The sequence below is a fragment of the Paenibacillus sp. B46(2026) genome (assembly GCF_056786355.1).
This window is the reverse complement of sequence record NZ_CM165907.1, coordinates 6,539,964-6,562,353: the sequence shown is the minus strand read 5'-3', so window position 1 is coordinate 6,562,353 and position 22,390 is coordinate 6,539,964. Positions and strand designations below refer to the sequence as shown.

General features: G+C 47.5%; 19 protein-coding genes and 1 pseudogene. 13 read left to right on the top strand and 7 right to left on the bottom strand.

All coding sequences use genetic code 11. The features are described from left to right. The first annotated feature begins 51 nt into the window (after positions 1-51). A complete protein-coding gene (locus tag AC1S8V_RS29080) occupies positions 52-1,131 on the top strand; it encodes a DUF1835 domain-containing protein (protein ID WP_482071759.1) in 1,080 nt (359 codons plus the stop codon). 278 nt (positions 1,132-1,409) lie between these two features. Here AC1S8V_RS29080 and AC1S8V_RS29075 read toward each other — a convergent pair whose 3' ends face one another. Together AC1S8V_RS29075 and AC1S8V_RS29070 are read right to left on the bottom strand one after the other, a co-directional pair. Continuing rightward, positions 1,410-1,928, bottom strand: coding sequence for a cupin domain-containing protein (locus AC1S8V_RS29075; RefSeq protein ID WP_482071758.1), 519 nt, complete (start codon positions 1,926-1,928; stop codon positions 1,410-1,412). A 330-nt stretch (positions 1,929-2,258) separates the two neighbouring features. Then, positions 2,259-2,433: pseudogene (locus tag AC1S8V_RS29070) on the bottom strand (CsbD family protein). A gap of 191 nt (positions 2,434-2,624) precedes the next feature. Between AC1S8V_RS29070 and AC1S8V_RS29065 the strand changes: the two are divergent. From AC1S8V_RS29065 to AC1S8V_RS29020, 10 genes are all read left to right on the top strand, one after another. Further along, complete coding sequence (locus AC1S8V_RS29065) at positions 2,625-3,557, top strand: cysteine peptidase family C39 domain-containing protein (RefSeq protein ID WP_482071757.1); 933 nt, start codon at positions 2,625-2,627, stop codon at positions 3,555-3,557. Between the two features lie 37 nt (positions 3,558-3,594). Then, positions 3,595-5,397: an RNA polymerase sigma factor gene (locus tag AC1S8V_RS29060; protein ID WP_482071756.1), complete on the top strand. Its 1,803-nt coding sequence runs from the start codon at positions 3,595-3,597 to the stop codon at positions 5,395-5,397. Positions 5,398-6,068: 671 nt separating this feature from the next. Then, positions 6,069-6,515 carry a DUF1641 domain-containing protein gene (locus AC1S8V_RS29055; RefSeq protein ID WP_482071755.1) on the top strand — a complete coding sequence of 149 codons (447 nt, stop codon included), beginning with the start codon at positions 6,069-6,071 and terminating at the stop codon, positions 6,513-6,515. 24 nt (positions 6,516-6,539) lie between these two features. Further along, positions 6,540-7,721 carry an NAD(P)/FAD-dependent oxidoreductase gene (locus AC1S8V_RS29050; RefSeq protein ID WP_036606574.1) on the top strand — a complete coding sequence of 394 codons (1,182 nt, stop codon included), beginning with the start codon at positions 6,540-6,542 and terminating at the stop codon, positions 7,719-7,721. A 318-nt stretch (positions 7,722-8,039) separates the two neighbouring features. After that, on the top strand, positions 8,040-8,684 hold the full coding sequence (locus AC1S8V_RS29045; RefSeq protein WP_482071754.1) for an SDR family oxidoreductase: 645 nt from the start codon (positions 8,040-8,042) through the stop codon (positions 8,682-8,684). Positions 8,685-8,739: 55 nt separating this feature from the next. Then, on the top strand, positions 8,740-9,495 hold the full coding sequence (locus tag AC1S8V_RS29040; protein ID WP_482071753.1) for a response regulator transcription factor: 756 nt from the start codon (positions 8,740-8,742) through the stop codon (positions 9,493-9,495). After that, positions 9,492-10,868 carry a sensor histidine kinase gene (locus AC1S8V_RS29035; protein ID WP_482071752.1) on the top strand — a complete coding sequence of 459 codons (1,377 nt, stop codon included), beginning with the start codon at positions 9,492-9,494 and terminating at the stop codon, positions 10,866-10,868. Before AC1S8V_RS29040 ends, AC1S8V_RS29035 begins: the two co-directional genes overlap by 4 nt. 296 nt (positions 10,869-11,164) lie before the next feature. Next, complete coding sequence (locus AC1S8V_RS29030) at positions 11,165-11,965, top strand: PepSY domain-containing protein (RefSeq protein ID WP_482071751.1); 801 nt, start codon at positions 11,165-11,167, stop codon at positions 11,963-11,965. Between the two features lie 231 nt (positions 11,966-12,196). Beyond that, complete coding sequence (locus AC1S8V_RS29025; RefSeq protein ID WP_482071750.1) at positions 12,197-12,832, top strand: PepSY domain-containing protein; 636 nt, start codon at positions 12,197-12,199, stop codon at positions 12,830-12,832. Between the two features lie 360 nt (positions 12,833-13,192). Next, the gene (locus AC1S8V_RS29020; protein WP_482071749.1) at positions 13,193-14,701 is read left to right on the top strand and encodes an RICIN domain-containing protein; all 1,509 of its coding nucleotides are present in this window, start codon (positions 13,193-13,195) and stop codon (positions 14,699-14,701) included. An 83-nt stretch (positions 14,702-14,784) separates the two neighbouring features. Here the strand turns inward: AC1S8V_RS29020 and AC1S8V_RS29015 are convergent, their stop codons facing one another. Genes AC1S8V_RS29015 through AC1S8V_RS28995 form a run of 5 tightly spaced genes read right to left on the bottom strand, consistent with a single transcriptional unit; the run spans position 14,785 to position 19,466 of the window. Continuing rightward, positions 14,785-15,501: a GntR family transcriptional regulator gene (locus AC1S8V_RS29015; protein WP_482071748.1), complete on the bottom strand. Its 717-nt coding sequence runs from the start codon at positions 15,499-15,501 to the stop codon at positions 14,785-14,787. A 46-nt stretch (positions 15,502-15,547) separates the two neighbouring features. Then, positions 15,548-16,465 carry a ComEC/Rec2 family competence protein gene (locus tag AC1S8V_RS29010; RefSeq protein WP_482071747.1) on the bottom strand — a complete coding sequence of 306 codons (918 nt, stop codon included), beginning with the start codon at positions 16,463-16,465 and terminating at the stop codon, positions 15,548-15,550. Further along, positions 16,462-17,328 carry a carbohydrate ABC transporter permease gene (locus tag AC1S8V_RS29005; protein ID WP_482071746.1) on the bottom strand — a complete coding sequence of 289 codons (867 nt, stop codon included), beginning with the start codon at positions 17,326-17,328 and terminating at the stop codon, positions 16,462-16,464. Before AC1S8V_RS29005 ends, AC1S8V_RS29010 begins: the two co-directional genes overlap by 4 nt. 33 nt (positions 17,329-17,361) lie before the next feature. Next, entirely contained in the window at positions 17,362-18,609 is a 1,248-nt protein-coding gene (locus AC1S8V_RS29000) for an extracellular solute-binding protein (RefSeq protein ID WP_482071745.1), read from the bottom strand. Positions 18,610-18,626: 17 nt separating this feature from the next. Continuing rightward, positions 18,627-19,466, bottom strand: coding sequence for a carbohydrate ABC transporter permease (locus AC1S8V_RS28995; protein WP_482071744.1), 840 nt, complete (start codon positions 19,464-19,466; stop codon positions 18,627-18,629). A 183-nt stretch (positions 19,467-19,649) separates the two neighbouring features. Here AC1S8V_RS28995 and AC1S8V_RS28990 point away from each other — a divergent pair, with 183 nt between their 5' ends. Continuing rightward, positions 19,650-20,435, top strand: coding sequence for an ABC transporter ATP-binding protein (locus AC1S8V_RS28990; protein ID WP_482071743.1), 786 nt, complete (start codon positions 19,650-19,652; stop codon positions 20,433-20,435). A gap of 1 nt (position 20,436) precedes the next feature. Continuing rightward, complete coding sequence (locus AC1S8V_RS28985; RefSeq protein ID WP_482071742.1) at positions 20,437-22,104, top strand: hypothetical protein; 1,668 nt, start codon at positions 20,437-20,439, stop codon at positions 22,102-22,104. The last annotated feature ends 286 nt before the right edge of the window (positions 22,105-22,390 follow it).

The following is a 22,390-nucleotide window of genomic DNA, read 5'->3' as shown; positions in this document are numbered from 1 at the left end:
TGCAGATATAGATTTCTGGCCGTATTCACGTTAGCTCGAAGGAGGACCAGCATGAATGATGATATCTATGCATTCAGTCGAACGATAAATCGTATGAGTGAAGATGAACTTCGTTCACTACTGCGTGTGCTCTATATGAAATCAGCACATGTGGTCAAACAGCAGAAAAAGCAAGGCGAAAAGGTGGATTTTGCGGACACGGTACAGTCCCTGTTTCGGAATATGGATACCCCTTTTGATCTTGGGCGGTTGGAGGAACAGGCTCTCGCCGAGGTCGAAAAACCAAATGAGATCCATATTACGTTTGGAGAATCGCCTCTGAGCAGTCTGAAAATGGGGATGAGTACATTACCTGATCAGGAAAAACGGAGCTTTTTCTCCATGGATGATGATTATGCTATAGGGCCGTTAGGTGATCTGACCCATCGTGCAGAATTGCAACGCAGGCATCTCTGGCTGACCGAACGAATGTGTCTCAGTGACCGTGAGGCATATGCCTTGCATGAACTGGAATCATTATTTGAGCTTAACTCCACAATACAGTCTCTTGATTCCAAGACGTCAATCACCATCTGGTATTCGAATAATGCACATGAGAAGACGGGATTGCTCTATGCCATGCATCTATTGCGCAGCAGTGAGAGTCCCATATATCTTATGGAGACGAGTGGCTTATATCAGCAATTATTCAATAATCCTGACGTTCAATACGATGTGCTCCATACAGGTGAAATTCTTCCGGAGAAGCTTCTGGCGATGTGGCAGGTCTGCTTTGAACAAGAGCCGCTGTCCAAGGAAGAACGCCTCAAACTGGAACAGGATTGGCTGGAACTTTCGGTACAGCCCGGACAACTGCGTATGATGGAGAATGGCGAGATTCGGAGTTTGCCTGAAGATGCGTTGGACGAGTACATTATGCAGAAGGTAAGGGAACTGACACCGAACTGGGAGCCAGGCAAGTATATCCGAGCAGCTCGTATTGTGGCTGAGGTGATTGGTACGAGCAGTCAGCATATAAGTGCTGCGTTCGTGGAATACCGGCTACGACAACTGGTGCTGCAAGGCCAACTTGAAATGGATGGAAAGCCACTTGCAATGAGGTATTACAGTGTTCGGCTTGCCGAGCACTGAAAGGGACTAAGGCTGAAACGCACAGATAGAAAACAAGCGACGAGATCGCAAAGTTTGAAATAAGACGGAAGACATGAGCAGTTCCTTGCGCATACAGGAAGATGATCACGAAGTGTCTCCGATACCAGCTGTTCAGACTAACACTTAAATAGACTGTACTCCGGCATGATTCTCCTACTTGTCCGGGGAACAGTCTATTTGTTTCTCGTTTAAGTACTGAACCAACTTCGCCTGTGCATTGTCCAATAGTATTCTTTTCTTTATTCTCTTCATATCGGTTATGACTTCTTCCCACTCCAGATTTCGATTAGTGGCCCATCCTGCCCATAGACCGGATCGGTATCCGGAATCGGAACTTCTCGGATTTCTTGAAGAGCCTTGTGTCGCTCGCCTTCCTCACCTGTGCGTGTGTTGTAACTCATGCCGCCTGGATAGGCACCGGCGATACGAAAGTCGGCGCTAGACTCCAGACGTTTATGCCCTGTACCAGCGGGAAGTACAACAACGTCGCCTGTTTGAAGGTATACCTTCTGTCCGTTTTCCCCGCCTAGAATCAGCTTCACGAATCCACTCACCACAGCAAGAGCCTCATGAGCATTACTATGATAATGATGATAATTGAACACACCATTCAACCAGCTGTTTCCCCACCCATTACGGTTCAGCAACGATTCTGCATGAAGAGCCTCTTCTGCCCATACGTTCTTATACAAAAGCACAGGCAGGGTCGGATGATTAGGAATTGCACCGTTATCCTGAAGAAATAACGTCTCTATGTTTTTTTTCCATTCATTCATCTCATATCACCTCTTCTATAAATTACCCGCGAACCACAAGTGTGAACAAAAATTTGTAAAATGATAAAACATGTACCATCTTAAGTCACAGTCAGCACATCAAACTCTAAAACACGAGAAACGCAAATTATCGATATGGCAAGATACGCAGTTCCAGCAGTATAGAACGCACAAAAAAAGCCAGGGAAGGGTGTATTGAGTAACACCGTCCTTGGCTTTTTTGCGCCTCCGTCTCATCTTCAGTTTTCCTCCGAATACGGACGGTTAGGCTATTTTAAAACGATCTATTGCACGAAATCTTCGTGCTTTCTGACTTTGCATCAATAGGATCTAGTGATCTTTTTTAACGTCGGCAATTTTATCCTGCACTGCACCTTTGGCTTTGTCTTTCTTACCCTCAGCCTGAAGGGATCTGTTATTGGTTGCATTACCGATCTGATCCTTCACTTCGCCTTTGGCCTTGTTTTACGCCTGCTTTGATTTTATCGCCAGTTGAATCACTCATATCGAACATCTCCTTCGTTCCTAGTGTAGTCCTTATTAACCGGGATGTCCGCATTCTAAACGTTCACTATTTCATGGCGGTCAGAATTTGTTCTGGATATTCTGTCAGAAATGATCTGTACGAAGAGTCAGTATAAGTATAGGCATTGCTTAATCGCGTGCTTCATTAAAGGAATGAGAGGATGTTATGATATGAGCAATTATATTGGAAATGGTGCGTATTGCTACGCCAATTCAGCTTCAATGCTGCTGTCGTCCATTGGAGAAAAGATAGATCCCGGTCTGCTTGAAACCATCGGTGGCTTTTCCCTGGGAGCTTTCCGCACGCAGGAAGACCTTCTATTTTTTGATGACTGTACCTCCAGTCCTGATCTGGCCATCAGCAAGGCGATGAGCATTCTGGGATTTAGTGTACGCGAAAGTGTGCAAGCACGGGGTACGGAGATGCCTGTAGATGAGCTAAGAGAGGCTTTGAAGCAGGGCCCTGTAATGATGGGTCCGCTGGATATGGGCAAACTCGTCTACAATCCCAACTCTCCCAACCTGGGTGGTTGCGATCATTATGTAGTGGCGCTCAATATGAAGGGCGATGAAATTTGCCTGCATGACCCGGCGGGATTCCCCAATGTCCTCCTGACACTGGATAAACTTGAGGAAGCATGGAAGTCTGAATTCCCATGGAGTAGTGGTGTGTATCGACGATGGTGGAGTCCTGAACGCATTGAACATCCTGATCTGGAGGAGATTAACCGCCGGGCTTTTACTTGGTTCAAATCAACCCTTACAGAACAGACCCATGATATCGCTGCACAGGAAGGACGAACCGGAGCTTCAGCCATTCTGCATAAGGCGGAACAGGTTCGTGCTGGAGCAATCGATGGTAATGAGTGGGCTCATTATGTGTATTTTGCTCTGCCAGTAGGCGCGCGTCGTGCCCATGATTATGGTTTGTTTTTTAAAACAATCCATCCTGACCTTTCTGCTTTGAAATACGCACAATCCCGCCAATTCGGGGAATGCCAATCCCGCCTTGTCTCTCGGAACTGGGAGGCTGCTGCGACAATCATGGTGGCACTCGCGGAGACGGAAGCGATGATCGAAGCTTCTATTTTGAAGATGGAGTAATGAAAGTGAAGCGACGCTATAAGAAAGGGAGATATACATGGAGGGATTAACTAACAATCGCAGGCCAGGGGAAGATGAGACATTAGAGGATCGGCAAAAGGAGCCGGACATCGTGCTTATCCAACGAGCCCAAACGGGGGATACAGAGGCCTTTGGAGAGTTGATTCACCGTTACCGTGGGCAATTGTTTCGTTATGTACGATCACTTACGTATGATTCTTATCTCGCAGAAGACATTTTACAGGATGGGCTTATTCGTGCGTTCATTCATATGGGACAGCTTCAGAATGCTGAGCGTTTTATGGCCTGGATGCAGCGCATTATGCGTAATCAGGCGTACTCACATATGCAGCGCCAAGAGCAGCAGCGGGAACAACATTTTTCTTCGTTCTTTGCATTTGGATTTGGAGCCGATGATGCCTCATGGAGCGATCAAGACTCGCTCGACATGACGCTGAATCATCTTTTGAATGACACAAATCGGAGATCGCAGGAGACAGGCTATGATCCGTATCAAGCTGTTGCTCAGCAGGAAATGAGGAACAATCTCCACAGGCTGTTGGGTTGTCTGAATGAAAGAGAACAACAGGTCTTCACATCATATTGGATGGAGCAGCTGTCACCGCAAGAAATAGCCTACAAGTTCAATCTGACAAGTGCCAATGTGTATCAAATTCTGTCCCGTTCACGTAAAAAAGTGTCTCAGCTTCATATTCATTTATCTGTAGAAGAAATGCTGGCAGAGTGGAATTCACTCGGGCAAAATCGAGTGACTCTGGAGGAACCCCTTTCGTTTCGGGCTCCCCAAACCTGGAACTCGGCAGCAGCATCCATTCACGAGATGTTAGGTTATATCGGTCCATCTCCGTCTCTCCCCATGGTTATGGGGATGGGTGGACTTTCTTTTCGTCTGACCATCCTGCCTCAGGACATACATATCGCTGGACCCACCGCCTATAACTTCAAAGATGTGCTTACCAGAGGATTGCAATATATGGGTTATCGTTCCCATGCGGTTGAGGCTTTGGCGAGCGAAGCGGGGCTCAATGCCAATCTGGTCGATCCTTCGATGCTAGAGGAGAAAGCGAAGGGGAAAAGGCTGCTAAATCCAAGGCTTGTTCGGGCCCTCTCCCTGATACGTTACTCCATTCATCGGGGAATTCCGGCTGTGGTATGGGACCTGAATATTCCCGAATTCGGATTGATCTATGGTTACGATGATGCAGCCCGGACCCTATACGGTACAGATTTCATTAAATCAGGAGCAATTCCCTATGATCATGTAGGTCGGGGTGTGAATCAGGAAGTATTTGTACTGGCGGCGGAATCAGATGGTATGATACGAGAAATGAACCTGCGCGCAGCACTGACAGCTGTTTTGGCTCATTATCGTGGGGAGGATACGAGTACCTTGCCGAATACGGTCAGTGGTTTGGCTGCCTATGCGGTATGGAGAGAAGCCCTAGAATATAGACGGGTAGAACCGAATGGTCACGCCTATAACATTGCGGTTTTGTGGGATGCAAGACGTTATGCAAGTGAGTTTTTCAAAGAACTTTCTCTAAAGTGGGCTTTGACTCCCCGCTATTCCAGCTTGCTTCCATTCTGTCTTCGGGCTGAAGAGTTATATCGAATCATGTCCCAAAGGTTAAATACACTCGCGGTATTATTTCCTTTTCCAGATGGAGGACTGCCTAATGAGAAGCTTCATGCCGATCAGGCTATCTCGATACTTCTGGAAGTGGAGGAGTTGGAACGAGCCGCCGTCGTTGTAATAAAAGCGTTGCTTGAAGGAATGGCTCAGCATTCCCCAGAAATAGTTATGGTGTGGCCTAAATGATCCAATCGGGCGAATAGTAAAGCAAATATCAGGAGGCAGGACGATCCGTCAGGCCTTCTTTGTGTCTTTTTTGCTTTCATGCCAGAATAGGTTCATACTTGAACAAGAAATGATGTCATTTCAGGAATAAGGCTGCACCCCTAGCTGCATAATAACGATAGTGACCAATTTCGTTGCGCGAGATTATTGGATTTGGAAAACAATTCCTGTGCATATCGATAAACCAATCCTTCCTTGTGTACATATCGCACATCTGGTCATATGTGATCTTGTCTTAATACCATATGTGGTAGGAATACGGATCTTGGACAGGAAGATCGGCAGCGTTAGCTTGCCTGCATGGCTTGACAAAAAAATCGATTTTGTTACAATGTTCACAATATATTCACAAGTGTAAAAAATTTCTTTTTCATGTTCATGTGTAAGAGGTGTAATATAAGGGTATAGAGTTCGGTTTCGGCCTGCTTGTCGTTTTGTGCGTCAACACATGTTGTCCGCAATAGATCCAAGATACAATGCATGATATGGGAGTGGCCCTGAGCTACGCTCATCCTATTGTGTGAAATTTGGTACATTTAAATGTATTCGATGTATTTTGTGGTTCGGCTCTGCTTGACAGGCATCATGAAAGTCGCGGACTTCTATCCCAAAGTAAAGGAGGACTTTCTCTTATGTCACAATCGCCTACTCAACAAGAGGTGCCAGTTACAGAAGGTGCCAACGTTTCCGAGCGCCAGTCCTTGGACGTTCTGGATCAACTGATGAAGCCTGAGGTACAGGAGTCTTTAACCGTTCTGGTGGAGAACCTGCCTAAATTGGCTGAAATGGTTACTGCTATGACAAAAGCTTATGACTTTGCACAAAGTGTAGCAACAGACAAAGTTCTGATCAGCGACACAATGAGCGCAATGGGCGAGTTCGCTAAGCCTGTTGTAGACAAAGCTAAAGGTGTAGCTTCTGCTGCCATCGAAGCCAATGATCGTGCGCAAACAGAGCAAACTTCAGTTGGCTTGTTCGCCATGCTGAAAATGCTCAAAGATCCAAACGTACAACAATCGCTTCGTTTTGCTCAATCTTTCCTGAGCATCCTGAACGAGCGTCAACAAACGAAACGTTAAGACTTAGAAGAACGGAGGATGGATATGTCGAAGCAAATTTTGATCTTGGGTGGAGGATACGGCGGTCTGTTGACTGCATTGACTGCGCGTCAATACTTGTCTCCGGAAGAAGCGACAATTACTGTCGTGAACCGTTACCCTACACACCAAATTATCACGGAACTGCACCGTCTTGCAGCGGGAAGCATTGCTGAGCAAGCAGTTGCTCTTCCACTCGAAAAATTGCTGCGTGGCAAAAACGTGAACTTGAAAATCGATACGGTGGATACAATCAAGCCGGACGAGAAGAAAGTTCTGATGACCAGCGGCTCCACATACTCTTACGATGCACTCGTCGTTGCCCTGGGCAGCGAAACGGCATTCTTCGGAATTCCGGGATTGCAAGAGTACAGCTTCACGCTCAAATCGGTTAGCGATGCAAACCGTATTCGTGCACACGTTGAAGCGCGTCTTGATGCGTACAAACAGTCCGGCAACAAAGCAGACGCTACGTTTGTTATTGGTGGCGGCGGCTTGACAGGTATTGAACTTGTTGGCGAATTCGCTGACCTGCTTCCTGCAGTATGTCAAGAAAAAGGCATCGACTTCAAAGAAGTATCCCTGTACACAGTTGAAGCAGGTCCTTCCATCCTGGCAGGATTCCCGCCAGAGCTGGTTGAGCGTGCTAAATCAAGTCTTGAGAAACGTGGCGTTAACTTCATCGTTGGCGTAGCGATTACCGAGATGAAAGAAAACGAAGTTCTGCTGAAAGACGGCAGCTCCATCCCTACGAACACACTCGTATGGACAGGTGGCGTACAAGGCAACGCGGTTGTTGCTAACAGCGGAATTGAAGTGGATCGTGGCCGTGCGAAAGTTACGGAAGTTCTGCAATCTACTTCTCACAAAGACGTGTTTGTTGCTGGTGACAGCGCAGTGGTCTTCCCTAGCGAAGGCGCTCGCCCTTACCCTCCAACAGCACAATTGGCTTGGCAAATGGGTGAAACCATTGGTCACAACCTGGGCGTAATGTTCAAAGGTGGCGCAATGGAATCCTTCACACCAGTATTCTCCGGTACGCTGGGAAGTCTGGGTCGTAAAGATGCTGTCGGCATGATCGGTGGCAACCAGACTCGTCTGAAAGGTCTGCCTGCAACCATGATGAAAGAAGCAAGTAACATCCGTTACCTGGCTCATATTCACGGTTTGTTCGCACTGGCTTACTAATCTTAATGCCATTCAAGGGCGCCCTTTTGGGCGTCTTTTTTGGTTGTGGCCGTTACAAAGAATCACAGATATTCAGATGTGAAAAAGGTGCGGCAGAAGTGGTCGATGTGAGGTCGCGTATAAACCACATAGGGTATATAGCATATTAATGGGACAACGGAAGACTTCACATTTCATAGATGTACTGAACGGATATGAACCTGGAAGCCGGCGCTTAGAAGCGCCGGTTTTCGTTTAAATTATAGGATGAGCATCTCTAAATAAAAGGAACGGGGAGCCGCAACAAGCAGCCCGTTCAACCGAGAGGAGACATGACGTATGAACGTATTCGTTATAGGAGCAAATGGACAAATCGGCAAGTTTGTGGTGGAGCAGCTGGTACAGGAAGGCAAGCATAAAGTCACTGCTATGATCCGCAAACCGGAACAGGGGGACGCACTGAAAGAACTCGGTGCCGATGTAGTAATCGGTGATCTGGAGGGTAGTGTTGAGGATTTGGCTGAAGCAATGAAGGATCAACATGCGATTGTGTTTACGGCGGGTTCTGGCGGATCTACCGGTCAGGACAAAACACTGCTTATTGATCTCGACGGTGCGGTGAAAACGATGGAAGCCGCAGAGCAGCGAGGAATCTCCAGATATATTCTGGTCAGTGCGTATGGCGCAGATCAACGGGTGAAATGGTCAGAGTCCATCAAGCCTTATTACGTGGCGAAACATTATGCGGATCGTGCATTGTTTGCAAGTGATCTGAATTACACGATTATACGTCCCGGTGGTCTGAAGAATGAACCGGGCACAGGCAAGATTGCAGTTGGAACCGATCTGGAGCCGGGAAGCATCCCGCGTGAAGATGTGGCCCGCGTAATCGTGGCTTCTTTGCAGGAAGAGAAGACGTACCGGATGGCCTTTGATCTGATTGCCGGGGAGCATCCGGTTGATGATGCCTTGGGCAAATTGTAGATGTTATTGTAAGATAACAGGAGAATGAAACGATGGGGATGAGGGGGAGCGCTGCATGAATGAAGCCGTGCTGGTCATAGAGGATGAGCCCAAAATAGCACGTCTGCTTGAACTGGAATTACAGTATGAGGGATATCAGGTGGGCAAGGCAGGCAGTGGAACAGAAGGGTTGGAGAAGGTTGCGGAAGGACAGTGGGATCTGATTCTGCTTGATGTGATGCTGCCTGGTCTGAGTGGAATTGAGGTATTGCGCCGAGTTCGGGCCAAAGATGCTACGATTCCGATCATTATGCTCACTGCCAAAGATTCCGTGGAAGATAAGGTATCTGGTCTGGATCTCGGAGCCAATGACTACATCACCAAGCCGTTTCAGATTGAAGAATTACTAGCCAGAGTTCGGGCCGCATTACGGCTTAGTGCAGTGGCGTCTGTTGTTTCTTCCGCATCTTCGTCTACACCTGCTGATACAGGGAATGACTCGTCTGGGCATAAGGATGAAGCTGAGGCGGGCTGGTTGACGGCTGCAGGGTTGAAACTGAATGAAGGAACGCGGGAGGTATCCCGAGATGGCGTGCCCATTGAACTTACTCCGCGTGAGTTCGACCTATTGGTGTATCTGCTTCAGAATCAACGTCAGGTGCTCAGTCGTGACCAGATTGTGCAGGCCGTGTGGGGATACGATTATTATGGAGATACCAATGTGGTGGATGTGTACATCCGTTATGTGCGCAAAAAGGTGGATAACGGATTCACACCGCCATTAATACATACCGTACGGGGCGTTGGATACGTCCTGAAGGAACAGTTATGAGCCTGCGCAGTAAAATCTACGGATATTCGTCTGTATTATTTGCTGTGCTGTTAATCGCGGTGAACCTGTCGGTCTACATCGTGTTTGAACGGATGTCGATTGATAACGAGGTTAATCGGGTGGAAGCAGAAGCGGAGTCTATTGTCAAAGGAGTACGTCAGTCTGCCGGCTCCATTCCGCCGGACGACTTGCTGCGGGCCTACGCCCCTGTGAACGGCATGCTTCGGATCGTTAATGAAGACGGCACCAGTTCCCCGGTGACGACAACATCAGCCTCCGAGCAGCTGAGCAAGCTGCCCTATAAGTACGAAAGTGAGAAGAAATCGGAGTATACCCAAGTGGAACAGATTGGGTATGTATGGGTTTCAGTCCCGGTCATCTGGCCAGATGGCGAAGTAGTGAATGTGCAGGTCACCGAGAGTGTAGCAGAGACGGAGAACCGTCTGTCTGTACTGCGAACCGTGCTTGTGGCGGTTACGATTATTGCTCTCATTCCAGCCATTATCTCCAGCCGGATTCTGGCGAATCGGATGACCAGACCGATTCAGCAGATGACACGTACGATGAGTGACATTCAGTCCAGCGGCCAATTCAAGCGTCTTCCACTGGAGGAAGGATCGAAGGATGAACTGAAAACGATGGGACAGACATTCAACCGGATGATGGACCTGCTCGAATCCAACTTTGAACGTCAGGAGCGATTCGTCTCGGATGCATCCCATGAGCTCAAAACACCGCTGACCATTATTGAGAGTTATGCCAGTCTGCTGCAGCGGCGAGGAAAAGAGCGGCCCGAGGTATTTGATGAAGCGGTGGAAGCGATTCTGTCCGAATCTGTTCGCATGCGAGAGATGACCGAGCAACTGCTACTGCTCGCGAAGCAGCCAGAGCAGTGGAATGTGCAGTTAGAGCGTGTGGATATCACAAGACTGGCAACAGACTCCACACGTGCGTTTCGCGAAGCCTATCACCGTGAAGTCCGGTGTGAAGATCCAGGTCCAATCTGGGCGATCAGCGATGAGAGCAAGCTGAAGCAGTTGTTATTTATTTTGCTGGATAATGCCCGTAAGTATAGTGAAGATGCGATTGAAGTCAGGCTGGAAGCCAAGGGACAAGAGTGCCGTATTCGGATCGTGGATACTGGGATTGGTATGCGGGAGGACGAGCTGGAGAAGGTATTTGACCGATTCTACCGGGTTGATCCGGCCAGAACACGCAGCTTGGGCGCAAGCGGTTCAGGTCTGGGGTTATCTCTTGCCAGAGAACTTGCAGGTGCAGTAGGGGCCCGAATTGAACTGACCAGCACCGAGGGTGAAGGCACCGAAGCTTCGATTATTTTGCCCCTATCGGTTCATCTCGGACCGCTCTCATGAAATTCTCATTCTTCTCTTATATACTATATAAACTGAACTAAAGATTGTTCACACTGACACTACGATGACAGAACAACCTTCCAATCGCTGTTATCCCCAGATTTTTTGATTCCCTTTTCTCAAGGGGAAAATCCGGGGATAAAGGCGAACGCTTTGCTTTTTCAGGTTATTTCTGTCCTCTCCGTTACTGTGTAAAAGATTAGTTCATTTTATGAGTAGCCATTGGAAACTAAACTCAGACCGAATATATAACAGATGAACTCGGGCTATGGGGAGAGCTATAAGGGGGAAATGTGATGACAGAGCATGAGCAGCGACCACCGGAAATGAAACGGGAAGAACAAGGGAACAGCGGATGGGCAAAATCGCGAAGATCCATATGGTGGGGTGCAGGGCTTCTCGTTGTGCTGATTGTGGTAGCTGCTGCTTGGTGGAAGCCGTGGCAATCGACTGGTGTGGTACTTACGGCAGATGCGGCAGCCCAATCCGTGCTGGATCAATATCCAGGCGAGATTGTGAATTCCACGTTGAAGGACAGGACGTATATCATGCAGCTCCGTTCGGAGACCGGACTATATGATGTGCAAGTGGATGCCGTTACAGCCACTGTGAATTCCATCAAACGACTGGAGTCCAACCCGCAAGCGGAAGAGAAGACGTTATGGAGTCGCGAGCAGATCAAGACGGCGTTGTTAAAACAACAAACGGATAACCAATTGGTTTCGCTTGAACTTGTGGAACAAGAGGGCAGTCCGGTATACAACGCGGTAGTGAAGGCAAAGGATAACAGCCGTGAAGAACTCACGATTGATCCATATACCGGAGAGACGATATCCTCCAAAACAATAGCAGCACCGACAACTGAACCGACCAAGGAAGATCCTAAGCCTCAGTTTCTGGGCGAAAAGCAAGCGAAGCAGAAGGCACTTGCCGAGGTCCCGGGGGAAGTGGATGACATTGAACTGCGTGGAACCAATAGTGGCAATCCGTATTACCTGGTTGAAATTGATCTGGAGGATGGCCGGGAGGCCATTGTGCAAGTGAATGCCATCTCGGGAGCGATTCGTTCCGTGACTTGGGATGAGGACGAGGATTAACACTTGTACAGAAATCCATTGAATATAGAGTTCCACCTTGTTGAACAGATGATTCCTAATTTAGGGGTCATCTTTTTCATTTATTTTAGATTACATGCATAATGAACACCAGTTAAATGAGTACTCTCCTCATTTTCTCATCAAATTCTAATCTAACTCTCGCTGATCTCTCATTCCTGCAGGTTATTCTATACATGTAGACGAGAACGAAAACAACAAACGAGGAGATGAATGATGATGATGAACAAACATAAACTTTGGATTGGTAGCTTGTCAGCAGCCGTATTACTTGGTGGATCAGCCGTAGCGGCTAGCGGGAATGTGAACGGACAATCGGTGCAAACTACACCAACATCAACAACGCAATCTGTAACACAGAATCAGAACAGCACAGGCAAAATGCTGAATGCATCACAAGCAAAAGCGCTAGCGTTGAAAGCAGCCGATGGTAAAGTGGATGACGTGGATCTGGAGCGTAGAAACGGCCAAACGTTCTATGAAATTGAGATCGACAGAAAAGGAACCCATGATGTTGTCGTTCGTCTGGATGCCTACACAGGTAAAATCCTTGCAGTCGTGAATGATGAAGACTACGATGACGACGAAGATTATCAAGGTACTGTAACAGGCAACACATCTAACACCTCTGCTTCCAAGCAGGTCAAACTGACGGCATCCCAAGCTTCAAACATTGCATTGAAGCAGGTGACAGGTGGTAAAGTAACCAAAGTCGAGCTGGATCATGATGATGGTCGTTATGTGTATGAGATCGAGCTGAGAACCGCTCAAGGTGAAGCGGATGTAGATATCGATGCCAACACAGGCAAAGTGTTGTCGTTCGACCAGGATTTTGACGACGAAGATTAAGCAATAAGGGCAAGTATACGCCGATAAAACATCATATCATGCACCTGCCCACGAACAGCCACATACAACCAGAGACAGTTACATCATGGAGGGCAGGGCAGGTATAGCAGAGGACGCTTCGGGGGAAGCGTCTTTTTGCTGTTTATAGAGAGAGCGGAGTATGAATTGTACATGTTCAGCCGGATTGTTCACTATGCGAGCAGGGACGTGGCGCATACAATCAGAGTCAGGGAGGTGAATGCCTAGCCAGTCTTGCCAAGAATTCTAATGCTATAATGCATCATCGATCGGAGGCAGATGAGACATATCGATTTAATTTGTTGTAAGCGCTTCACTAAAAACATGGAGGTGCATTACGATATGGCTATGAACGATGGATGGTTGAAAAAGAATACACATTCACGTCGCTTTACCCGCCGCTTGTGTTATCTGTTTGCTGTACTGTTGGTGCTGCAATCCATAGGCATGCTGCTTACACCCGGACCGAATGCGTCAGCTGCTCCGGTCAGTATAACAAACGGGGTGCAATTCAAGGATACCAATGGCAATGTTGTTCATGCCCATGGGGGCGGGATGATCAAGACAAACGGGTATTATTACTGGTTTGGGGAGAACCGCAATACGAATGGAACGTTCAAGGCTGTGTCTGTGTATCGTTCATCGGATCTGAAGAACTGGGAGTATCGCAATGATGTGCTGACCAGCAGCTCGGCAGCCGAGCTAAATATCTCCAACATCGAACGCCCGAAAGTCATCTTTAACAGTACGACTGGCAAATACGTGCTTTGGATGCACAAGGAGAATGGTCTGGATTATGGCGAGGCCAGAGTGGCTGTAGCTACTTCTAATACGGTTGATGGCAATTACACGTATGTGGGCAGTTACCGTCCGCTTGGCTATGACTCCAGAGATATGACGGTATACAACGATAATGGAACTGCTTATCTAATCTCTGCGACCCGAGTGAATGCCGATCTGAATATATATAAGCTGACCCCGGATTTCCTGGGAGTGGAATCCCTTGTCACAACACTGTGGCCCGGACAATATCGTGAAGCGCCTGCTATGTTCAAAAAGGACGGTGTGTACTTCCTGATCACCTCAGGTGCGACTGGCTGGAATCCGAATCAGGCCAAATATGCTACAGCCTCCAGCATTACAGGTACATGGAGCAGTCTCAGCAACTTCGGTGACAGCACAACGTATGGTTCCCAATCGACCTATGTTGTTCCGGTAGAAGGTTCACAGACCACATCCTATCTCTACATGGGTGATCGCTGGGCGGGTGCCTGGAGCGGACCCGTGCAGGATTCCAAGTATGTCTGGTTGCCCCTCTCGTTCCCGAGCGCAACCAGTCTGGGGATGAACTGGGCCAGCAGTATTACGATGGATACAGCAACAGGGACTGTGACTGGAGCGAGTACACCGGATGTATGGGACCCGAATGCGTCATATCAGCTGATTAGCCGTAAGAGTAACAAATTGCTAAATGTCATTGGAGGTTCCACCGCTAATGGTGCAGATCTGGAGCAGCGATCAGATGGGGGGACGACAAGTCAACAATGGCAGATAACCGATGCGGATGGCGGTTATGTCAAAATCATCAACCGTTCCAGTGGTAAACTGATTGGGGTGGAGAATGGTGCCACAACCGATGGGGCTGTCATTGAACAATGGAATGATGGGGGCTGGGCCAGCCAGCAATGGCAGCTCGTCCATGTAGGTGGAGGGTATTATAAATTGAAGAACCGCAGTACCGGCAAAGTACTTGACATTTCCGGTCAATCCTTGGCAGATGGCGCCGCAGCAATCCAGTGGACGGATAATGGCGGCACAAATCAGCACTTCCAGATTGTTAAGGTGCAATAATCAAACCATTAATTAAGACATGGATAAGACCCTCATCCCATTCATATGCGGATAAGGGTCTTATCGATGATGACCGCATCCAGTCACTTGCGTTCTCGGCGAACCCAGAACTGGAAGACATCACTTCTCAAATAATCATAGGAATACAGTACTTCCCGGTTCTGCTGGTCGTAATGCAATTGTTTCATAAGAAGAACTGGAGTCTCTTCCTGATGATTCTTCAATCTCTCAACATACTTATCCTTGTTAGGAGGAACAACCAGTTCCGTGTCTGCTTTGGCAATATGGATACTGCATTCTTTTTCCAGAAAATTGAACAACGAACCCGAGAAGTCAGCGTGTTCAAAAGCATCTCCTACCAAATCCTTAGGCATGATATTAACGGAGTAGGTTACGGCTTCGCCGTCTGCATATCGAATTCGCTCCACCTTCACAACCTGGGACCCCTCTTCGACGTTCAGCGCCTTTGCCCATTCCTCGGTGCAATCTACCTCACCGATCATTTCCTTGCTATCCGTTTCGGTCAACCCCGCCAACTTGATCATGGTTCCGATGCTCTGAAGAAACTCCAGTCGACTAGGGATACCGGGCAGTGGTTTGATCACAAAGGTACCCACCCCATGCTTGACGAGCAGCTTGCCATCCTGCTCCAATAGCTTGATCGCTGAGCGCAGTGTCTCTCTGCTGACACTAAAATGTTTGGCTAGCTCATATTCGGAAGGGAGTTTCTCGCCTACATGCCATATGTTGTTTTCGATCATCATTTCCAATTCCTGCTTGATGTGCTGGTAACCACTCAATTATTCAGACCTCAATTCCTGTAGTTTTTATAATTCCATGATTGCTTTATTCAACCAGTTGTAACGTTCCTTCCACTGCATCTACCCGGATCATCCGATGCGTGCTGGACGCTGCCTCCGTGTAATAGAGTTTTGCTTCGGAATGCTCGTGAATCAACGACTCCATTCCCGGATGTGGAAGCTGATAGGTCCCTTGATCATCTGCACTGATAATAACCACTTGTGGCGCCCAATGACGAAGGTTAGCTTCAGATAGATGGCTGGTATCACCATGGTGTGGTGCTTGCAGGGTGTGAATTTGCCCAATCTCGTCATCGTAGGGCTTCCAAAAATCAACGCCTACATCCGAGGTGAGCAGTGCTTTCGAGTTTCCTTTATTTTTGATTAATACAGCTAGGGATGTGTGATTCAGCATGCGGTCGATAGCGGTCAATCTCTCCTCCTGAAGATCCAGCTTGGTTACGTCCAGCAGCTCCAATTCTTCTGCCAACTGCTTCAATCTGTGATGGCTTGGCATGAAGATTCGGAACGCCATATCACTCTCCATAATTGTAAAAGGCTCATGGATCTGAGTTACTGTAATGCTTAGTTGCTCCAGCAGGTTGAGGATGGATGCATATAGCGAGAGCGAGCCCAGAATTGGCGTGGAAAAATCATTTAATCCGCTTTTCTGGACATGTTCCGGTAATGGGATATGCAGGATGACCTCTCGAACAGGGACATGACCCAGAATGGGAAGCACACCACCGATATGATCTTTGTGAAAATGGGTTAGTACCAGCACGTCGATTTTCTCAATCTCATACTCCCGAAGATACTGATCGAGGCTACACCGACGAGGATTGGTCATTGGGTCCACATCCCCGCCGTCTACCACGAGGCAGTAGGTACATTTCTCCTCCATCCGCCGAATGACTGTTGCCTCACCAAAACCTACATTAAGAAAATCGATAAACCACTTCATTCCGTTCCTCCCATCGAACGTTTGATGTAGAACACAGAGAACACCAGAACCAGCAGTACCATAATAACTGATGCTGCAGCTCCGTACCCAATTTGAAGGTTGTACACACCTTGCTTGTAGATATACTGTGTAATCGTCGTCGTGGAATTCGCTGGTCCGCCGCCAGTCAGGATGTTTACTTTATCAAATAACCGGAACGTATCGATGGTCCGAAGTAAAATGACCATGAAGAGGGTCGGCAACATATTCGGTAGTGTAATGTGAAGAAAAATACGGATTTTGCCTGCTCCGTCTATTCTTGCGGCCTCATATTGTGAGCGTGGAACCGATTGTAACCCGGCATATAACAGCAGGAAAGCGAAAGGTGTCCACTGCCAAATATCAATGAACAATATGGCATTGAAGGCAATGTTAATGTCCATTAGAAAGTTGAACGGTCCTACGCCAAACCAGTGGAGGAGATGATTAATAATCCCGTTATGGTTGCTGAGCATCATTTGCCAGATTAACGCCACTGTGACCGGTGGTAATAAAGACGGAATGAGCATCGTGATCCGCAGCACCTTTTGTCCACGTCTCATGCTCTCGATAAGCACGGCAATCCCAAGCCCCAGAGCCGTTTCAATAGAAACGGCCAGAAGCATGAATTTAATCGTATTCCAGACGGCTTGAAGAAACTGTTCATCCTGAATAATCTTCATATAATTGCTAAACCCGATGAACTGCTTCGCATCGCTCGCCAAGTAATAATAATCGGTAAAGCTGTTCGTAATCGTGTAGATCAACGGGAATACGGTGACGCAGATCAATAACAAGGTTACTGGTGCCAGCATCGCCCATTGAAAGCCTCGTTTACTAGCCAAGTTCAGTCCACTCCTTTAGATTGAATGAACCTCTTATTGCATGATGTCATTCATTGCCTTGTTTGCATCGGATAGAGCCTTGTCCACGGTTTTGGTTCCTGCAATTGCTGCGGACAATTCAGCACCGAGGGCTTCTTCTACTTGTGACCATTTTGCTGTTCGTGGTCTGGCTACGGAGTTCTGTAATGCCTCCAGCATAACTGGGAAATGTTTATACTTTGCAGCAAGTTCAGCGTCCTGATAGACACTTTTCCGAGTAGGCACACCACCGTGCTCCACCATTTGTTTCTGCGTTTCACTGCTGGTGATGAATGACAGGAACTCAGCGGCAAGCTCCGGATTGTGAGAGTTGGCAGCTACACCCATCATCCAGTTGCCGATCATGCCTGTAGGAACGGATTGAGCGTCAGATGAAGCCTTGGACGGGATTACAGCATAATTCGCACTGGCTGTTTCGCCTTTGATGAACCAGGATGGCCAGCCGAGAGCCATCGCTGCGCGGCCTTCCGACACGGAACCGACAATGTCGGTGTTCTCATAGTTTTCTCCAACAGCGAGCAGACCGATATAGGTATCTAACGCTTGCCGACCGGCGTCAGAGTCAATCTGTGCTTTCCAATTGTCGTCGAAGATCTGTCCGCCTTGTGCCCAGAACAGTGGCAGGAAGTCGGACACGATTGGGTTACCCTGCTGACCGCGAATGACATAGCCAGCGGTTCCATCCTTCGCATGAATGGCCTTGGCCATCTCAAGCACGTCTGCCCAGTTTTCCGGAACATCATAGTTATTGCTCTTCAGCAGCTCTTGATTGTAGAAGAACAGCTGCACGTTGCCGGAGAAAGGAAGTGCATATAGATCTCCTGTAGCATAGGGGGACTTCCCAAGGGAGAGGGAGGACTCTTCGAAGTCTGCGTCTTCCTTGATACCGAGGTCAGACAGTTTGGCAAAAATGTTTGCTTCACTGAACTGTGGCATCCACGGATCATCCGCCATAATCAGATCATATGCGCCATTTTTATTCTTCGCATCGAGGGATACCTTTTGCTTCAAATCAGCGGATTCCAGCCCGATAATATCGATCTTCACATTGTGTTCTGTCTCGAAAGATGCCTTAACTGCATTCATCGCATCGACATGGGAACCACCTCTTGCCGCAATGACCAGCTTATCTGTTCCTTGACTTGAACCTTGTCCAGCAGCCTGTTCCTGAGATTGACATCCGGTGAACAGTACCGCCGTTGTTAACAACATACTCAGCATATACGACATCTTTTTTCTCATTTTTCTCTCACATCTCCCTATTCTTTAACTGCACCGGCGGTTAAGCCGCTAATTAGATGTTTCTGCAAGAAGATGGCTGTCAGCAGTACGGGCAGCACAGATACCAGACCGCCGCCCGCTACCTTACCCCACTCCGTCAGTTCCTGCTCGCTGTTCAGTGTGGCGAGTTTGAGTGGAATGGTGAAACTGTCAGGGCTTTGGATGAAGATTACACTGTACAGGTATTCATTCCATGATGCCATGAAGGACAAGATCGTCACGGCAGCAATCCCCGGCAACACCAGCGGCAGCATCACTTTGTAAAAAATCATAAATTCAGATGCACCATCAATCCGCGCACTTTCCTCAATTTCACCTGGAACACCGTAGAAGAATGCCATCATAAACCAAATGACGAGTGGTATATTCATCAGGACATGCGCGATAATAATCGGAATTTTTGTATTCAGCAGTCCTGCGTCGTTCATCATGATGTACAGTGGCAGTGCAAACGTAATCGGCGGCAAGACACGAACCAGCAAAATCCAGATCATGAGCGAGTTTTTGAAGATTCTGAAATGGCTTCGGAAGGTTCTGCGTCCAAGCACATAGGCAGAGGTCAAGCCCAAAGCCAGTACGATCAACATCGAGCTGATTGTGACCACGAAGCTATTGAACATGGGCTGGATGTAGTTGTCTTCCGTAAAAATTCGGAATATATGTTCCAGTGTTATGGATTGTGGAAATATGGATACTTTAGCAAACAAATCAGACGATTTCTGGGTAGCAATGACGAGCATCCAATAGATTGGAAACAGCGTCCATAGGAGTAAAACCATAAAAGTTCCGTATTTTAGACTTACATTTAATCTGTTCAATCTGTTCTCCTTCCCCTCATCTGTCTAGACGTCTATACGACTACTATAGATTTGATTTATTAGCTGAATATCATCGAAATATTAAGTAGTGTTAATTAAGAGGAGGATCTCTGTCCCGAAATCCAAACTGTGGTAAACTAGTAGAATTGTAGAAATACATAGAGACAGGAGCTGGATAACGAAGTGAGTGGAGAACAAGTACTGTCAATTGAAGGCTTGCGTATGCGGTACAACGGTCGTTATGTGCTGAACGGCATTGATCTGGAAGTGAATCGCGGTGAGATGATTGGTTATATTGGTCCGAATGGGGCTGGCAAGAGTACAACGGTCAAGATTTTACTCGGGCTAGTTGAAGGATATGTAGGCACGGTTCGAATCTTTGGCAAGGATATCGCGAACGGTGATATGGAATATAAACGCAGAATCGGGTATGTCCCGGAGGTTGCGGAATTGTACGAACAATTAACACCTGCAGAGTATCTGACATTCACGGGAGAATTGTATGGCTTGTCTTATGAAGATGCGGATTACAAAGCCAAGCTATTGATGGATTGTTTTGGATTGGAAAAATCATATCATTCCCGCATTGCATCCTTCTCCAAAGGCATGCGTCAGAAAGTGCTGTTGATCTCTGCGCTGCTGCATGACCCGGATCTGTTGTTCCTGGATGAACCGCTCAGCGGATTGGATGCCAATAGTGTAATGGTAGTCAAGGAAATTTTGTCACAGTTGTCAGCCAAAGGTACGACCATCTTCTATTCGTCACACATCATGGATGTGGTGGAGAAGATCAGCAGTCGAATCGTATTGATTGCTGAAGGGCAAGTGGTAGCAGATGGTACATTCAAGCAGCTCCAGCAACAGTCCATGGAAGGCACACTGGAGGAAGTATTCAATCAATTGACAGGCTTCAATGAGCACAAAGTCATTGCTGAGCGCTTTGTATCGATTGTGCAGGAGGTGTACTGATATGGAGGAATCCTCCGATTTCCGCACGCTGAAGATCCTGGATCGCTTTCGGCCAATCATTGCCCGAACAGGGGCGGATTATGATGTGCTACGCCTCATTTTGCGAGTGAAATTCCAGATGGATCAGCGTAGAGTACCTACCATTTTGTCATCAAACTCAGCGAAAAAGGAGAACAAGGACGGAAATCAGTTTCTTCGTTCCCTGTGGTTGTATGGATTAATGGGACTGTTGATGGTTCCCTTTGTTGTGTGGGATACGGGGCATTTCATGCTCCAGATGGGTCTGGTGTTCGGCATATTAATGTTTATGATCATGACGTCCATGATTTCGGACTTTTCCTCTGTGCTGTTGGACATCCGGGATCGAAATATCATCATGACAAAGCCCGTTAATGGGCGAACGGTGGGAATGGCCCGAGCCATACATGCAGGTGTCTATCTGTTACTGCTGACCGGTTCATTAACAGGCGTACCGCTAATTGCCGGGTTAATTACGCATGGGATCGGATTCTTTCTAATTTTCCTCGTGGAATTAATTCTAATCAACATGCTGATTCTGGTGACAACGTCTCTGATCTATCTGTTCATGATGAAGTTTCTGGATGGCGAGAAGCTGAAGGATATGATCAATATGGTGCAGATTCTGCTATCGGTTGGAATCGCGATTGGTTATCAGCTAGTGATTCGTTCGTTCAGTATTATTGATTTTGATATGGTATTCACCCCGGCTTGGTGGCAATTACTGTTGCCCCCGTTATGGTATGCGGCTGTATTTGAATGGTTGTTCACCGGAGACGGGAACGTCTGGATATACACCTTCTCTGCAATGGCTGTGGTTGTTCCCATTGTAAGCATGGTCATCTATGTGAAGCTTATGCCTTCCTTCGAGTTGTATTTGGAGAAAATGGCACACTCGGGTCAGTCCTCCGGACGCAGACGCGGAAGATGGGATCGCTGGATCTCCAAGCTGGTCAGCCGTACCAGAGAGGAGCAGGCTTGCTTCCGTCTGTCGGCCAGCATGATGCGCAATGAACGGGAATTCAAGCTGAAGGTGTATCCATCGCTTGGTCTATCATTCGTGTTGCCTTATGTATTCTGGTTCACCGAGTTGCAATCGTCCACCTGGGCGGAGTTTAGGCAAACTTCGTTTGTATACACTTTTTACATCGTGCTGATGTTGGTTGTAACGGTTGTGGTCATGCTGAAATATTCGGGACAATACAAGGCATTCTGGACCTTTCGCGCTGCACCGATGGCCAATGATAGCGCGTTATATAAAGGTGCGCTGAAGGCGTTCTTGTGCAATATGTTCCTGCCTGTATTTGTGGTGAATGCCCTTGTGTTCACCTGGACATTTGGCCTACGAATTCTGCCGGATATTGCGATAATTCTGCTGACCGCTATGGCGCTTATCCCGTTAGCAGGCAAGTTGTTGTTGCGTAAGCCGCCATTCTCTCAATCTTTCAGTGTAGCGCAGCAAAGTGATGGCTGGTACGTATTCGCCGCCCTTCCAGTGCTCGCCATGCTATGGGGAGTCCATGTCTTTTTCCGTTCGGTGTCAGGGGGCATCTGGATCTATGGCGCGATACTGATTGTGGTCAATGTGCTCATGTGGACCTTATTGTATCGGGTGAAGAAGACAGCGGAGAAGAGGTCGGTTGCAGTTTAAGAATAGCGTATGAGAGTAAGAGTAGAGAAGGCACGAACGAGAGGGCTTACTCAATAAGAGGAACAGTTACATGAGAACTAATGCAGTTCCCATAAAGAGCGATGGAACAAAAGAGCCAAAGGGCAAGAGTATCAGATAACTAAGAGATTAAAGTACAGGGATCAGAGAAGCATGAATCAAACATCGAAGAACCGAGAACCAAGATCCGAAGAATTAGAGTGATAAGAGATTAGAGGGACGAAGTGATCAGAACTTAGATGGACGCAAAGTGATAAGAATTTAGAAG